An 18,035-nucleotide genomic window follows, 5' to 3' on the forward strand; every position below is an offset into this window, starting at 1 on the left:
GGTACGGAGTCGGGCGGCGAGCCCTCGGACGGTCTGCCGCTCAGCGCATTTACCGCTACCTCGATCGTTCGGATGATTTTTCCGCGTCGAGTCGTCTACCTGCTGTTTCGTTGTCCGCGTGCCGTACTGTGCTGCATAATCACCACGGGTCGGAGCCGCGGCGAACATGCCGGTCTCGGGCCGGAATTCGGCCCCGTCTCAACCGGTCGAATTCGCCACGAGTACGCGGGTCCGCCGACGTTCGCTGGACCCTCTCGTGCCCGCCGCGCACCTGCCCTGGAATTCCCGGGTGTTCCGGGCATGCCACTCTTGAAGGCGAGGCAGGACATTCACTCTTGGCCTCGGGCAAGCGCGCAGGGGTTCGGCACAGGCGCTGTCCGAGGGGTGTACGTCAGTACGAAGTGGGAGGTAGTTCGCTATGTTCGATCGGCCCAGCACCAGTACGGCAACCTCGGTCTCGCGGCGCGTGCTCCGCGCGGAGGTGCGCCGATGACCCGACCCGCCCGGGCGCGCCAGTCCCGCACCCGCCGTCCCCGGGTGGTGACGCTGCCACAGTTGCTCGACCGGGCGGTCGACACCGCGCCGTCCGGTCTCGCCGTGCTCGGCGTCGACGCCGACGGCGTGCTGAGCGAAGCGACCTATCGGGAACTGGATGAACGATCGACCCGGCTCGCCCGCGCGCTGATCGCCCGTGGCATCGGCCCGGAAGACCTTGTCGCGCTGAGCATTCCGCGATCGTTGGAATCGGTGCTGGCCTGCTGGGCGGTGGCCAGGACGGGGGCCGGTTTCGTCCCGGTCGACCCGAACCATCCCGAAGACCGGGTGGCGCACATGCTCTCCGACAGCGGCGCGGCGCTCGGCATCACGGTCGGCGCGGTGCGCGAGGGCCTGCCCGCCACGGTGGAGTGGCTGGTGCTCGACGATCCTTCCACCGAGGCACTGGTGGCCGGGCAATCGGACCGTCCCGTGGTCAACGACGACCGGGTGCGCACGCTGCGTCCGGAGCATCCGGCCTACGTGATCTTCACCTCCGGCTCGACCGGTCTGCCCAAGGGTGTGGTCGTCACCCAGGCGGGTCTGGCGAACTTCTGCGCCGAACAGCAGGAGCGCTACCGGGTGAGCGAGCACTCGCGCACACTGCACTTCGCCTCGCCGTCGTTCGACGCGTCGGTGCTGGAGTTGCTGCTCGCGGTCGGCGGCGCGGCCACCATGGTGGTGGTCGCCCCGTCGGTGTACGGCGGTCCCGAGCTGGCCGCGATCCTGCGGCGGTACGCGGTGACACACGCCTTCGTCACCCCCGCGGCCCTGGCCTCCGTCGACCCGGCCGGGCTCGACGAACTGCGCGTGGTGATCTCCGGCGGCGAGGCCTGCCCGCCGGATCTGGTGCGGCGCTGGGCGGTCCCGCTGCCGAGCGGCTCGGTGCGGGAGTTCTACAACGGGTACGGCCCGACCGAGACCACCATCATGACCAATATCAGCGACGCGCTGCGCCCGGACGAGCCGGTGACGATCGGCGCGCCGATCCGCTCCGTGACGGCCTATGTGCTCGACCCGCGCCTGCGGCTCGCGCCGCCCGGGGCGATCGGCGAGCTGTATCTGGCCGGACCGCCGCTGGCGCGTGGCTACGGCAATCGCCCCGGATTGAGCGCCGCCCGCTTCGTGGCCAACCCCTTCGACGAAGGCGCGCGCATGTACCGCACCGGCGACCTGGTGCGCCGGACTCCGATGGGCGCGCTGGAATATCTGGGACGCAACGACTTCCAGGTCAAGATCCGCGGTTTCCGCATCGAGCTGGGTGAGATCGACGCGGTGCTGGCCGGCCACGAGAAGGTCGATTTCGCGGTCACCGTCGGTCACGAGCTCGACCACGGCGGCACCGTGCTCGTCGCCTACGTGCACGGCGTGGACGGCGCGGCGCTCGATCCCGGCGAACTGACCGCGCTGGCCGAGCGCAGCCTGCCTGCCCACATGGTGCCCACCTCGATCACGGTCCTCGACGAGATCCCGCTGAACCCGGTCGGGAAGCTGGACCGCGCCGCGCTGCCCGCCCCGGTCCTGCGCGTCATCGAATTCCGCACGCCGCGCGGCGAGCTCGAGGAGACGGTCGCGAAGATCTTCACCGACGTGCTCGGCGTCGAGCGGGTGGGCGCCGACGACGACTTCTTCGCCCTCGGCGGCAATTCGCTGCTCGCGGCCCAGGCCACCGCCCGGCTGGCCGTGGCGACCGGCAGCGAGGTGCGGGTGCCCTGGCTTTTCGAGGCGCCCTCGGTGGCGGCGCTGGCGGCCCGGCTCGGCGCGGGGGAGCGCGACGGCGAGCAGGATCGGCGACCGCCGCTGATCGCCCGGCCGCGCCCGGAACACATCCCGCTCTCGCTCGCCCAGCAGCGGATGTGGCTGGCGAACCGGATGGACAGCGGTGTGGCGTCCTACACGATCCCGGTCGCCATCCGGCTGTCGGGCGACTTGTCGGTACCCGCGCTGCGCCGGTCGCTGTTCGACGTGATCACCCGCCACGAGGTGCTGCGCACCGTCTACCCGGCGCACGACGGGCTCGCCCGCCAGGTGATCGTCGCCGCCGAGCAGGTGGTGCCCGACCTGACACCGGAGCCGATGCCCGCCGATCAGGTGCGGGCGCGGATCGCGCGCGAGATGGCGGTGGCCTTCGATCTCACCTCCGAGGTCCCGCTGCGGATCACCCTGCTCCGGGTCGCCGAGGATCCGGCGGAGCACGTGCTGGTGCTGGTGGTGCACCACATCAGCGCGGACGGCTGGTCGATGGCCCCGGTGACCCGCGATCTCATGACCGCCTATGCCGCCCGGGTCGCGGGCAAGAAGCCCGGGTACGCCCCGCTGCCGGTGCAGTACGCCGACTTCAGTCTGTGGCAGCACGAGGTGCTCGGCGACGAGACCGATCCCGAGTCGCCGGCCGCGCGTCAGCTCGAGTTCTGGCGCACCACGCTGGCCGGCGTGCCCGACAGTCTGCCGCTGCCCTTCGATCGGCCCAGGCCCGCCGAGCGCGACACCCGTGCGCGCGTGGTGACCGCCCCGATCGACGCCGCGGTCCATCGCGCCCTGGCGGGCCTCGCGCGGCAGGAGCGCACCACGCTGTTCATGGTGCTGCACAGCGCGTTGGCGGTGCTGCTGAGCAAGATCTCCGGCGCCGACGACCTCACCGTCGGCACCCCGTTCGCGGGCCGCGGCGAGCAGGTGCTCGACGACGTGGTCGGCATGTTCGTCAACACGCTGGTGCTGCGCAGCCGTGTGGACCCCGGCGCGACGTTCGCCGACTTCCTCGCGGCGCAACGGGAATCGGACCTCGCGGCCTTCGCGCACGCCGACATCCCCTTCGACCGTCTCGTCGAGGTCGTCAATCCGGCCCGCTCCCAGTCCCGGCATCCGCTGTTCCAGGTGATGTTCGCGCTGCAGAACCTGACCAGGCCGCGCCTGGACCTGCCCGCGCTGTCGGTCTCGGCGATCGAATTCGACTCCGAGAACACCGAGTACGACCTGCAGGTGACGCTCGCCGACGACTACGACGCGGCGGGCGTCCCGCAGGGCATCGCCTGCGCGATCGCCTACCGCACGAGCCTGTTCGACCACGCGACCGTCGAGGACCTGGCGCGGCGCTTCGAGCGGGTGCTGCGCGTGATCGCCGCCTCGCCGCGGGTGGCGGTGCGCGACATCGATGTGCTCGATCCGGCCGAACGCGCGGTCGTGCTGCGCGAATGGAATCGCACCACGCACCGGGTCCCGCCGGTCACCACCGTGCTCGACCTGTTCGCCGAGAGCGTGCGCAGGTACCCGGACCGGACGGCGGTGCTCGTCGATCGAGGCGACAGCGAGCAGCCGGGCGCCGAGCCGCCGGGCGCCCGATCGGACCTGCCCGCCGAACTCACCTACGCGCAGTTCTCCGCGCGGGTGAACCGCCTGGCGCGCAAGCTGATCGAACTCGGCGTCGGCCCGGACGACCGGGTAGCCGTCGGCATGCGCCGCTCGGTCGACATGCTGGTCGCGGTGTACGCGGCGCTCACCGCGGGCGGCGCGTACGTGCCGATCGACCCGGACCACCCGGACGAACGCACCGGCTACGTGCTCGACAGCGCCCGGCCCGCGGTGCTGCTCACCACCACCCGTGACGAGCTGCGGACCCCGCTGTGCCCGGTGATCCACGTCGACGCCACCGATCTCGACGGCTACGACGACGCGCCGATCGACCCCGCCGAGCGGCGAGGCGCGCTCCGGCCGGAGAACATCGCCTACGTGCTCTACACCTCCGGGTCCACCGGCAGGCCGAAGGGCGTCGCGGTCCCGCATGCCGCGATGGTCAACCAGCTGGCCTGGCGTATCGAGGCGGCCGGTCTCGACGAGACCGATGTGGTGATGCACAAGACGCCGTTCACCTTCGACGCCTCGCTGTGGGAACTGTTCGCCACCCTGATGATGGGCGCGCGGGTGATCCTCACCGCGCCACAGGCACATCGCGACGCCCGCTATCTGGCGCGGACCATCGCGCGGCACGGGGTGACCATCACATCCTTCGTGCCCACGCTGCTCGCGGTCTTCGCCACCACCGCCTCCGCGGCCGAATGCGCCTCGCTGCGGCGGATCTTCGTGGGCGGGGAGGCGGTCACCGCGCATGTCGTCGGCCTGCTGCGCGCGGTGACCCCGGCGGTCCTGATCAACAGCTACGGGCCCACCGAGTTCACGGTGAACGCCACCTCATGGCAGGTGGCCGAGAAGATCACCCCGGTGCCCATCGGCCGCCCGGTGTGGAATTCGCGCGCCTACGTCCTGGACAACGCCCTGCGTCCGGTGGCGCCCGGGGTGGCGGGCGAGCTGTATCTGGGCGGCGTGCAGACCGCGCGCGGCTACCACGCCCGCCCGGATCTGACCGCGGAGCGCTTCGTCGCCGACCCCTTCGGCGAGCCCGGCGGGCGGCTGTACCGCACCGGTGACCTGGCGCGCTGGAAGGGCAACGCGGGCAACGGGTCCGCGCCCTTCGAGTACGGCGTGCTGGAATACCTGGGCCGCACCGACTTCCAGGTGAAGTTCAACGGCCAGCGCATCGAACTCGAGGAGATCGAGGCCGCGCTGCTCGATCTGCCCGAGATCGACCGCGCCGCGGTGCGGGTGATCGGCGCCTCGGCGGGCGAGCATCTGGTCGCCTACGTCACCACGAACGACACCGCCGGGGCCGCCTTCGATGTCGAGGCCGTCAAGACCGCTTTGCGCCGCAGGCTGCCCGCCTACATGGTGCCCTCGACGGTGCTGGCGCTCGACGAGTTCCCGCTCAACTCCTCGGGCAAGCTGGACCGGAAGGCCCTGCCGGTACCGGAATTCCGGGCTCGCGAGTTCCGCGCGCCCGCCACGCCGGTCGAGCAGACCGTGGCGGAGGTCTTCGCCGAGGTGCTCGACCTGCCCCGGGTCGGCGCCGACGACGACTTCTTCGAACTCGGCGGCAACTCGCTCGTGGCCACCCGGGTCGCCGCCCGCCTCGGCGCCGCGTTGGAGACGGCGGTGCCGGTGCGGATGCTGTTCGAGGCCTCCACGGTGGCCGCGCTCGCCGCGCGGCTGGCGGAACGGGCGGGGGAGGGCGCGCGGACGACGCTGATCGCCAAGGACCGTCCGGCCCGGGTGCCGCTGTCGCCGGCCCAGCAGCGGATGTGGTTCCTCAACCGCTTCGACGGCACCAACATCACCTACAACATCCCGGTCGTGCTGCGGCTGAGCGGCGAACTGGACGTCGCGGCGCTGCGGCAGGCCGCCCTCGACGTCATGGAGCGCCACGAGGTGCTCCGCACGGTCTATCCCGAAACCGACGGCGTGGCCCACCAGGTGGTGGTCCCGACGGCTTCGGTACCGCTCGACCTGGCGGTGCGCCGGGCGCCGCTCGAGGAATTGCGCGCCCGCATCGACCGCGTGCTGGCGACACCCTTCGACGTCACCGCCGAAGTGCCCGTGCGGGTTCGGCTGTTCGCCGCCGAAGAGCGAGCCGGTGAGCACGTGCTGGTCTTCGTCATGCACCACATCTGCGCCGACGGCTGGTCGATGGCCCCGCTCACCAGGGATCTGGTCACCGCCTATCAGGCCCGCGCCGCAGGGCAGGCGCCGGTGTGGAGCCCGCTGTCGGTGCAGTACGCCGATTTCAGCCTGTGGCAGCACGAACTGCTCGGCGACGAGAACGATCCGGAATCGCAGATGGCGCGCCAGCTCGCCTATTGGCGATCGGCGCTGGCCGGCCTGCCGGACGCGATCGGCCTGCCGTTCGACCGCCCCCGTCCGCCCGCCCACGAGTCGGCCGCGCGCCGGGTGCCGCTGCGCGTGGACGCGGACATCCACCGGCAGTTGCGCGCGCTGGCCCGCTCGGCCGGAGCGTCGCTGTTCATGGTGGTGCACGCGGCGCTGGCCGCCGCGTTGGGACGCTGGGCCCGGACCCGGGACGTGGTGATCGGCACGCCGGTCGCCGGCCGCGGCGAAGCCGAGATCGATGATTTGATCGGCATGTTCGTCAACACGCTGGCGCTGCGGACCGGTGTCGACCCGGCGTGCCCGTTCCGCGAACTGCTGGCCCGGCAACGCGACACCGACCTGGCCGCCTTCGCCAATGCCGATGTGCCGTTCGAACGACTCGTCGAGGTGCTCAACCCGCCGCGGTCGCGCTCACGGCATCCGCTCTTCCAGGTGCTGCTGTCCTTCCAGAACCAGCAGCGCGCGGCGCTGGAACTGCCCGCGCTCACCATCTCCGGGGTGGACTACGGCTCGCTGCACACCGCCTTCGACCTGCACGCGACGCTCGTCGACCGCTATGACGGCGACGGCGAGCCCGCCGGGATCGAGGGCGGGCTGATCTACCCGGTGGCCCTCTTCGACGAGGCGACGATCGAGACGTTCGCGCGCCGTTTCGAGCGGGTGCTGGCCGCTGTCGCCGCCGAGCCGGACCGCCCGGTCGGCGATATCGAATGGCTCTCCGCGCAGGAACGTCGCGCCGTGCTGACCGCGACGGTCGGCGAGCGGCGTCCCGCCGGCGAGCAGGCCACGTCTGTGCCGCCGGGTGCCCGGAGCCCGCGGCTCGATCCGTCGGCGGTCGCGCTCGTGTCCGACCCCCGGTCACCACGGCGGACCGAGACGACCAGGGCCGAATTCGACGCCAGGGTCAATCGTCTCGCGCGGCATCTGATCGCGATCGGCGTCGGCCCGGAATCACGGGTGGCGGTGGCGATTCCGCGCTCGGTGGATCTGCTGGTCGCCGTGCACGCCGTGCTGCGCGCCGGCGGCGCCTATGTGCCGGTCGACCCGGATCATCCGGCCGAGCGCACGGCGTATGTGCTGGAGTTGTCGGCGCCGGACTGCGTGCTCGTCCGCACCGGGACGGAACTGCCCGGCCTCGACGGGCGACGCGGCGGCGACGGCGAATCGGTCTCCGGCGTGGCGCCGATCGTGCGCCTGGACACGCTCGATCTGTCGGCCTATCCCTGCGGCCCGATCACCGACGCGGAACGCTCTGCGCCGCTTCATCCCTCGCGCACCGCCTACGTGCTGTTCACCTCCGGATCGACCGGACAGCCCAAGGGCGTCGCGGTGCCGCATGCGGCGGTGGTGAACCAGATCCACTGGCTCGTCGAGCAATACCGCCTCGGCGAGGCGGATGTGGTGCTGTGGAAGACGCCGGTCACCTTCGACGTGTCGGTCTGGGAGATGTTCGGCGCGTGGGCGGCGGGCGCCCGGCTGGTGGTGGCCGAACCCGACGGGCATCGCGATCCGCGCTATCTGGCCGAGGTCGTGGCCGCCGAACAGGTCACGATCACCTCGTTCGTGCCCTCGATGCTGACCCGCTTCGCCGAGGACGCCCGGCCCGGCGAACTGACCTCGCTGCGCGCCCTGCTGGTGGCGGGGGAGGCGCTCACCGCCGAGACGGTCGCGGCCGCGCGCCGGGTGACCGGCGCGGCGCTGCACAACCTCTACGGGCCCACCGAGTTCACCGTGCACGCCACCTACGCCGCGGTGGACGCGCGGGTGAGTGGTCCGGTCCCGATCGGCACGCCGGTGTGGAACGCGCGAGCCTACGTGCTCGACGACCGGCTGCATCCGGTCCCCGACGGCGTGGCGGGCGAGCTCTATCTCGCGGGCGCGCAGCTCGCCCGCGGCTACCTGTCCCGCCCGGAGCTCACCGCGGACCGTTTCGTCGGCGACCCGTTCGATGCGCCGGGGACCCGGATGTACCGCACCGGCGATCTGGTCCGCCGCGCGGCGGACGGCGCGCTGACCTTCCTCGGCCGCACCGACCAGCAGGTGAAGGTGCGCGGCCTGCGCATCGAACTCGGCGAGATCGAGGCCGCGCTGCTGGCCCACCACCGGGTACGGCAGGCGGTGGCGACCGTGCACGACGACGATCGGCTCGGCGGCACGCTGGTGGGGTATGTGGTCCCGGACAGCGGATCGCCGGACAGCGCGGCCGTCGACCTCGAGGCGGGAATCGATCTCGACGCGCTGCGCACCCATCTGCGTGCGTTGCTGCCCTCCTACATGGTGCCCGCCGCCTTCGTCGTGCTCGACGAACTGCCGCTGAACGCCAGCGGCAAGCTCGATCGCGCCCGGTTGCCCCGGCCCGGGCTCGCCCCCCGCGCGCACCGGGCGCCGCGCACGCCGCTGGAGCGCCGGATCACCGAGGTGTTCGCGGAGACGCTCGGCGTCGCCTCGGTGGGGCTGGACGACAACTTCTTCGAGCTCGGCGGCAATTCGCTGGTGGCCACGCGCGTCGCCTCCCGGCTCGGCGCGGAACTCGGGGCGATGCCGGTCATGTGGCTGTTCACCGCGCCGACCCCGGCGGAGCTGGCCGCGCAGGTGGCCGCCCAGCGCAGCGGCGGCGTCCCGGTCGATTCGGCATTCGACGTGCTGGTGCCGTTGCGGGCGGGTGCGGGCGCGCCGCTGTTCTGCTTCCACCCGTACGGCGGCTTCGCGTGGTCCTTCGCGGGCCTGTCGGCGCATCTGGACGACGGCAGGCCGATCTACGGGGTGCAGTCGCCTGCCCTGTCGTCGGACGAGCCGCTGCCCGGTTCGACCGAGGAGTGGGCGGCGCGGTACCTGGCGGAGATCAGGAAGGTGCAGCCGCACGGCCCCTATCACCTGCTGGGCTGGTCGCTGGGCGGGGTGTTCGCCCATGCCGTCGCCGTGCGATTGCAGGCCGAGGGCGAGCGGGTCGAACTGCTGGCGATGATGGACAGCTACCTGAGCCCGGCGTCCGGAGGCGACGGGGCGGCCACCTCCGCTCCGGTGCCGGTGGCCGAGCTGCTGGGCGGCCTGCTCGGTGACGAGGCGGCGTGGCCCGCCATCGAGGAGGGCGCCGATGTCGCGACGGTGGCGCGACAGCTGGCGCGGTTGCCCGAACCGTTCGCCTCCTTCGGCGAGCGCCGCATCGCCCGCGCGCTGAAGGGCGCCGCGTGGTCGGCGGAGGTGACCGCGCGCTATCGGCCGCGTCCGTTCGTCGGAGAACTGGTGTATTTCGCCGCGGCGGGGGATGATCCCAGCGGACGAGGCGGCGCGGACACCTGGGGCGCGGCCGTGGACGGGCCGATCAGGGATATCGCTGTGCCCACGACACATTGGCGGATGACCGGTGTGGCGGGGCTGTCCGTGATCGGCCGGGTTCTCGACGCCCTGCTCGCCGTGGGGTACTCCCGCACCGACCAGACCTGACGGTCTGTTAAGGGGTGTGAGTAACCTACCGGGGTCTCGGGTGCAATAAACCGCGTGCGCACAGCGATGTGCAGATCATCGCGGGCGGTTATTGTTGCGTGCCCGAGGTCGCCGTGTAGGTCCGCACGTGCTGCCGTGCGGTGTGGTTTTTGCTCGACCCGAGAGGTGAACAGGCGCGATGGAAACAGCGAGACGTTCCAGCCGTGAAGGTCGCCGCCGCCGGTCGGGTTCGCCGCTGCTGGCCCAGCTGCTCACCGCGGCGGTGGAGTCCGCCGCCGACGCGGTGGCGGTCTACAGCGACCCGACCGGTGATCCCGCCGACCGGCGTCAGCTCACCTACCGGGAACTCGACGAAGCCTCCTCACGGATCGCCAGGGAGCTGATCAGCCGCGATCTCGGCCCCGGCGACACCATCGCGATGGGCATCACGCGCTCGATCGAATCGGTGCTCTCGCTCTGGGCGATCGCCAAGACCGGGGCCACCTACGTGCCGGTCGACCCGAACTACCCGGCCGAGCGGATCGCGCACATCCTGGCCGATTCCGGCGCCGAGTTCGGGCTCACCACCTCCGCGCACCGCCCGGTGCTCGGTACCGGGACCTACTGGATCGAACTCGACGATCCGGTGCGCGCCGAGCGCATCGCCGCCCATCCGGCGCACCCGATCTCCTATGCCGACCGGGTCCGCACCCTCACCCCGGCGCACCCCGCCTACATGATCTACACCTCCGGCTCGACCGGCATGCCCAAGGGCGTGCTGGTCCCGCACACCGGTATCGCGGCCGTCGCCGCGGCCGGGGCGAATCTGGGCATCGAGGTCGGCGACCTGGTGACCCACCTGAGCTCGCCGAGCTTCGACTTCTCGCTGATGGAGGCGCTGTTCACCTTCCCGCAGGGCGCGACGATGGTCGTCGCCCCGCCGGAGGTCTACGGCGGGGCCGAACTGGCCGCGCTGATCGAGCGCACCGGCGTCACGCACCTGATGATGACTCCCGCGGCCCTGGAATCGGTCGATCCGTTCGGCCTGACCTCGGTGCGCACGCTGGTCGTCGGCGGCGAGAAACTCAACCCCGAACTGGTCGGCCGCTGGGCTCATCCCGGCCGCACCATGCACAACGCCTACGGCCCGACCGAGACGACGGTGATCTTGTCGGTGTCCGAACCGCTGCACGTCGACGAGGACATCACCATCGGCACGGCGCTGCCCGGGGTCGGCGCGTACGTGCTCGACGCCCTGCTGCGTCCGGTGCCCGCGGGCGTGGTGGGCGAGCTCTACCTGGCCGGCCCGGGACTGGCGCACGGCTACCACGGCCGGGCCGCGCTGACCGCGGCGAGCTTCGTCGCCGACCCGTTCGACGGCGAGGGCAGCAGGCTCTACCGCACCGGCGACCTCGTGCGCCGCCGCGAATCCGACGGCGCGTTCGAGTACGTGGGACGCTCGGACTTCCAGGTGAAGATCCGCGGCCTGCGCATCGAACTGGGCGAGATCGACAGCGCGCTGACCTCGCACCCCGACATCGACTTCGCCGCCACTCTCGGCGCCACGCTGCCCTCGGGCAGCACCGCGCTGGTGTCCTACGTTCTCGCGCGGGCCGGGACCGCACCGGATATCGCCCAGGTCAGCGAGCACATCCGCAAGGTGCTGCCGACCTACATGGTGCCCTCGTCGATCATGGTGCTCGACGAGCTGCCGCTCAACGCCGTCGGCAAGCTGGACCGCAAGGCACTGCCCGAGCCGGTCTTCGCGACCAGGACCTATCGCGAACCGTCCACGCCGATGGAGCGGATCGTCGCCGAGGTCTTCGCATCGGTGCTCGCGCCCGAAGGCGCCGCGCCGATCCAGATCGGCGCCGACGACGACTTCTTCGAACTCGGCGGCAACTCGCTGTCGGCCACCCAGGCGGTCGCCAGGATCGGCAGTGCCGCGGGCGTCCAGGTCCCGGTCAAGCTGATGTTCGACGCGGCCACCGTGTCCGGCCTGGCCGCGCTGGTGGAGGGACTGCACGCCCCGGCCCGCCCGCCGCTGCGCGCGGTCGAGCGCCCGGAACGGATCCCGCTGTCCTACGCCCAGCAGCGCATGTGGTTCCTGAACCGCTTCGACACCGCCAGCGGCGTGAACAACATCCCGGTGGCCGTGCGGCTCTCGGGTGAACTGGACGTGGCGGCCTTGCGCGCGGCCGTCGCCGATGTCGTCGCCCGGCACGAGGTGCTGCGCACGGTCTATCCCGAGGTCGACGGCGAGGGCACCCAGGTGGTGCTGGCGGCCGACGATCCGCGCGCGTTACCCGAGTTACCCGTCGTGACGGTCGCGCCGGACCGGGTCCCCGAGCTGATGCACACCGTCATCGGCACCGGCTTCGACGTGGCCGTCGCGCCGCCGATGCGGTTGCGGCTGGTCGAGCTGTCGCCGCGAGAGCACGTGCTGGTCTGCGTGGTGCACCACATCGCCGCCGACGGCTTCTCCATGGGCCCGCTGACCCGTGATCTGATGCTCGCCTACCAGGCCCGCATGACGGGCCGCGCGCCGGATTTCACGCCGCTGGCCGTGCAGTACGCCGACTACACGCTGTGGCAGCGCGAGCTGCTCGGCGGCGCGGAGGACCCGGGCTCGCTGCTGAACGACCAGTGCGCGTACTGGAGCGCCGCGCTGGCCGACCTGCCCGAGCTGTCCACGCTGCCCACCGACCGGCCGCGCCCGCAGGAGGCCTCCTACCGCGCGGGCACGCTGACCTTCGGCATCGACGCCGAATTCCACGCCATGCTGGCCGAACTCGCCCGCCGCCACAACGTCACGCTGTTCATGGTGGCGCACGTGGCGCTGGCCGTGCTGCTGGCCCGGATGTCCGGCGCCGACGACATCGCCATCGGCACCCCCGTGGCGGGCCGCGGCGAGCCCGCGCTCGACGACCTGGTCGGCATGTTCGTCAACACCCTGGTGCTGCGCACCTCGGTGCGCCCGGAGGCCACCTTCGACGAGCTGCTCACCCAGGTGCGCGCCGCCGACGCGGATGCCTTCGAGCACGCCGACCTGCCCTTCGAGCGCCTGGTCGGGCTCATCGACCCGCCGCGCTCGACCGCGCACCACCCGCTCTTCCAGGTCATGCTGACCTTCCAGAACCTGCGCCTGGGTGCGCTGGATCTGCCCGGCCTGACCGTCGAAGGCGTCACCTCGGCGCGTCCGCTGGCCGAATTCGATCTGCAGCTGACGCTGGCCGAGTCCGCCGATCAGCACGGCACCCCGGCCAGCATCGCCGCCGAGATCGCTTACGCCGCTGATCTTTTCGAGCTCGACACCATCCGCGCCTTCGCCGAGCGCTACCGCCGGGTGCTCTCGGCCATGGTCGCGAGCATGCACAACGTGGCGGGTGATCTGGACCTGCTCTCCGACGCCGAACGGCACGCGGTGCTCACCGAGTGGAACGCCACCGCCTACCCGGTGCCGGAGACCACGCTGGTCGATCTGTTCGAGGCGCGCCTGGCCTCGGACCCGCGGCTGATCGCCGTGGCAGGCGAGCAGGAGACGCTGACCTACGCCGAGTTCGGCACCCGTGTGCACCGCCTGACCAGGGCGCTGCTGCTGTCCGGCGTCGGGCCGGGCGCACTGGTGGCGCTGGGCATCCGGCGGTCGGTCGACCTGGTCGTGGCCATGTACGCGGTGCTCGAATCGGGCGCCGGATTCGTGCCGCTCGATCCGCAGCAGCCCGCCGAACGCCGGGAAGCGGTCCTCGAAACCGCCGATCCGGCCCTGGTACTGACCACCCGCGCCGACGCGGCCCTGATGGCGGGCCCGTCCGCGTCCACCGCGCCGCGCATCGCCATCGACGCGCTGGATCTCGACGGCGTGCCCGACGGTCCGATCACCCCGGCCGAGCGGCCGCGGGCGGCCACCGGCGCCGATATCGCCTACGTCATCTTCACCTCCGGTTCGACCGGTCGCCCCAAGGGCGTCGCGGTGAGTCAGGCCGCGATCGTGAACCGGCTGCTGTGGATGCAGGCGCAGTACCCGATCGGCCCGGACGACGCGGTGTTGCAGAAGACGCCCGCCACCTTCGACGTGTCGGTGTGGGAGTTCCTGTGGCCGTTGCAGACCGGCGCCCGCTTGGTCGTCGCCGCCCCGGACGGTCATCGCGATCCGGTCTACCTGGCCCGGCTCATCGCCGAACACCGGGTCACCACCGTGCATTTCGTGCCGCCGATGCTGGCGGTGTTCGTCGCGACCCTCGCCGAGCACAGCCCCGAGCTGCGGGCCGGGGTGTCGAGCCTGCGGCAGGTGTTCGCCTCGGGCGAGGCGCTGCCCGCGTCCACGGCGCAGCGGATGCGCGAGCTGACCGGCGCCCGCGTGCACAATCTGTACGGGCCCACCGAGGCCGCGGTCGACGTGACCTATCACGAGGTCACCGATGCCGATGTGGCGTCGGTGCCGATCGGCCGCCCGGTGTGGAACACCTCGGTGTTCGTGCTCGACGCGCGCCTGCACCCGGTGGCGCCCGGATTCACCGGCGAGCTGTATCTGGCGGGCGATCAGCTGGCCGTCGGCTACCTGTCCAGGCCGGATCTCACCGCGGACCGCTTCGTGGCCGATCCCTTCGGCCCGCCCGGCTCGCGTATGTACCGCACCGGTGACCTGGTGTCGTGGAACCGTGCGGGCGAACTGGAGTACCTGGGGCGCAGCGACTTCCAGGTGAAGCTGCGCGGCCTGCGGATCGAACTCGGCGAGATCGAGGCCGCGCTGCGGGCCCAGCCGGGCGTGCGCGACGCGGTGGCCTTGGTGCGCACCGATCCGCAACTCGGCGAGCAGCTGGTCGGCTACGTCACCGCGAACTCGTTCACCGCGGTCGACGTCGACACCGTCCGCGCCGGACTGGCCGCGAGCCTGCCGGACTACATGCTGCCCGCGGCGATCGTGGTGCTCGACGAGTTCCCGCTGAGCGCGGTGGGCAAGCTGAATCGCAAGGCGCTGCCCGACCCGGTCTTCGAGACCAGGAGCTTCCGCGCCCCGGTCACGCATCTCGAGCAGTCGGTGGCGGGCGTGTACGCCGAGCTGCTCGGTCGTGAGGAGGTCGGCCTGGACGACGACTTCTTCGGCCTCGGCGGTAATTCGCTGCTGGCCACCCGGGTGATCGCCCGGCTCAACGAGGCCCACGACGCCGCCCTCGACGTGCGCGCGCTGTTCCAGGCGCCCACCGTCGCCGCGCTGGCACAGCGCATCGTGCCGGGGGCGGGCTCCGCCTCGTCCGGTGCGGGCGGCGGTCGCGTCGCGCTGACCGCGGGCCCGCGCCCGGCGACGGTGCCGCTGTCGCTGGCGCAGCAGCGGATGTGGGTGCTCAACCGGATGGATCCGTCCTCGGTGGCCTACAACATCCCGTTCGCCCTGCAGATCGCGGGCGCCCTGGATGTCGAGGCGCTGCGCGGCGCGGTCGACGACGTGCTCGAACGCCACGAGGTGCTGCGCACCCGCTACCCGGCCGGCGCGGGTGAACTGCCCTATCAGGAGATCCTGCCGCTGGACGAGGTGCTGCCCGGCGGCCTGCGCGTCGAACGGCCCCGCGACATCATGGGGCGGGTCATCGAACTGATGACCTCGGGCTTCGACGTCACCGAGCGGGTGCCGGTGCGCATCGCCCTGCTCAACGGCGGTGTGCCGGACAAGCATCTGCTGGTGCTGGTGACCCACCACATCTGCGCCGACGGCGCCTCGCTGGCCCCGCTGGCCCGCGACCTGGTGACCGCCTATGCCGCCCGCTCGGCCGGGCAGGAGCCCGTGTGGGAGCCGCTGCGCGTCCAGTACGCCGACTACGCGCTGTGGCAGCGCCAGGTGATGGGCGCCGAGGACGACCCGGATTCGCGCGCGGCGCGCCAGCTCGCCTTCTGGCGTGAGCGGCTCGACGGCCTGCGCCCCGGCCCGATCCTGACCCCGGACCGCGCGAGGGCCGCCGGTGCCGCCGCCCGCGGTGCGTCGGTGCGCTTCGAACTGCCCGCCGAGGTGCACGCCGCGCTGGCCGCGCTGGCCCGCGAGCACAGCGCCTCGCTGTTCATGGTCGTGCACGCCGCGCTCGCCGCGCTGCTGGCCCGCCTCGGCGGCGAATCCGACGTGGCCATCGGCACGCCGGTCGCCGGTCGCGGCGAACGCGCCCTCGACGACCTGGTCGGCATGTTCGTCAACACGCTCACCCTGCGCACCGAGGTCGACGTCGACGCGAGCTTCGTCGCGCTCATCGAGACCGCGCGCGACGCCGACCTGGCCGCCTTCGACCACGCCGAACTGCCCTACGAGCGGGTCGTCGACGCGGTGGCCCCGGACCGGGCAGGCACGAGCAGCCCGCTGTTCCAGGTGGTGCTCGGCTTCGAGAACCTCACCAAGCCGGTGCTCGAACTGCCGGGCCTCACCGTGACCGCCATGGATTCCGGCCCGCTGGCCGCCAAGTTCGACCTGCTGCTGGAAGTCGAGCCGCGGCAGAACCCCGACGGCACGCCCGGTCCGCTGGGCGCGGCGCTCACCTACGCCACCGACATCTTCGACACCGTCACCGTGCAGGGCTTCGCCCATCGCTTCGCACGGCTGGTCGCCGAGGTGGCCGCCGATCCCGCGCAGCCGGTCGGCGATATCGACCTGCTCGACGATCTCGATCGCGAACACCTGCGCCCGGCCGAGGTCGCGGTCCGTACCGACCTGACGCTGCCGCAGCTGCTGGCTCAGGCCGTGGAGGCCGCCCCGCGCAATCTCGCGGTGGTGTTCACCGACGCCGTCGAACGGCTCGGCGGTCTGGACTACGCCGAGCTCGACGCCCGCTCCACCCTGCTGGCGCGCGAACTCGTCGACCGCGGCGTAGGCCCGGAAGACCTTGTCGCCGTGGCGGTCCCGCGCTCGCTGGAATCGGTGCTGGCCATCTGGGCGGTCGCCAAGACCGGCGCCGGTTTCGTGCCCATCGATCCGGCCTACCCGGCCGAGCGGATCGCGCACATGCTCGCCGATTCCGGCGCGGTGCTCGGCCTCACCGTGTGCGACGAGGTGGCCGCGCTGCCCAAGCGGGTGCGCTGGCTGCTGCTCGACGACATCGCCTTCGTCGCGCGCCTGGCCCGTTTCGACACCAGGCCGCTCACCGACGCCGACCGGCGCCGCCCGCTGCATCCGGGGCACCCGGCCTACGTCATCTACACCTCGGGCTCCACCGGAACCCCCAAGGGCGTCACCGTCACCCACGCCGGGCTGGCCGCCCTGGCCGACGAACTGCGCGAGCGCTTCGCGCTGTCGCCGCACGCCCGCACCCTGCACTTCGCCTCGCCGTCGTTCGACGCCTCGGTGCTGGAACTGCTGCTGGCCGTCGGCGCGGGCGCGACCATGGTCGTGGTCGCCCCCAGCGTGTTCGGCGGCGGCGACCTGGCCGAGGTGCTGCGCCGGGAGCGGGTCACCCATGCCTTCGTCACCCCCGCCGCGCTGGCCGGCCTCGACCCCGACGGCCTGGACGAGTTGCGCGTGCTGATCACCGGCGGCGAGGCCTGCCCGCCGGAACTGGTGCGGCGCTGGGCCGCTGCGATCGAGTCGGGCGCGCTGGCGTTCCACAACGCCTACGGCCCCACCGAGGCCACCGTGGTCGCCTCGGCGACCGGCCCGATGCTGCCCGACGCCCCGATCACCATCGGCGCGCCCATTCGCGGCACGGCCGCCTACGTGCTGGACCGGCGGTTGCGCCCGGTGCCGGCCGGGGTCAGCGGCGAGCTCTACATCGCCGGTCCCGCCCTGGCCCGCGGCTATCGCGACCGGTCGGTGCTCACCGCCACCCGCTTCGTCGCCAACCCCTTCGCTACTACAGCCGCCGACGGCACGCGCATGTACCGCACCGGCGACCTGGTCCGCCGTACCGCGGCAGGTGAACTGGAATATCTGGGCCGCAACGACTTCCAGGTCAAGATCCGCGGCTTCCGCATCGAGCTGGGCGAAATCGACGCCGCGCTGAGCGCGCAGCCGGAGGTGGATTTCGCGGTCACCGTCGGCCACGAACTCGACAACGGCAGCACGATTCTCGCTTCCTACGTGCACCCCGTCGCCGGCGCGCACATCGACGCCGACGCACTGCTGGCCGCCGCGGCCCGCGCGCTGCCCCGGCACATGGTGCCCGCCGCGATCACCGTGCTCGACACCATCCCGGTCACCCCCGCGGGCAAGCTGGATCGCGCCGCGCTGCCCGCTCCGGTGTTGCGGGTCAGCACCTTCCGCGCCCCGCGCGGCAGGCTGGAAGAGCTGGTGGCCTCGCTGTACGCCGAGGCGCTGAGCACCTCCGAACCCGTCGGCGCCGACGACGACTTCTTCGCCCGCGGCGGCAATTCGCTGATCGCCACCCAGG

At 72.1% G+C, this 18,035-nt stretch carries 1 protein-coding gene and 1 pseudogene; both read left to right on the plus strand.

Annotated elements, in window-relative coordinates; translation table 11 throughout:
* Window positions 1-543 precede the first annotated feature (543 nt).
* Window positions 544-9,693, plus strand: a pseudogene (locus ON26_RS03300) (non-ribosomal peptide synthetase); the annotation flags it as partial.
* A 178-nt stretch (window positions 9,694-9,871) separates the two neighbouring features.
* A partial coding sequence (locus tag ON26_RS03305) for a non-ribosomal peptide synthetase (protein WP_157171768.1) occupies window positions 9,872-18,035 on the plus strand: 8,164 nt, incomplete at its 3' end.

Source organism: Nocardia higoensis NBRC 100133 (genome assembly GCF_000308595.1).
Lineage (GTDB): Bacteria > Actinomycetota > Actinomycetes > Mycobacteriales > Mycobacteriaceae > Nocardia > Nocardia higoensis.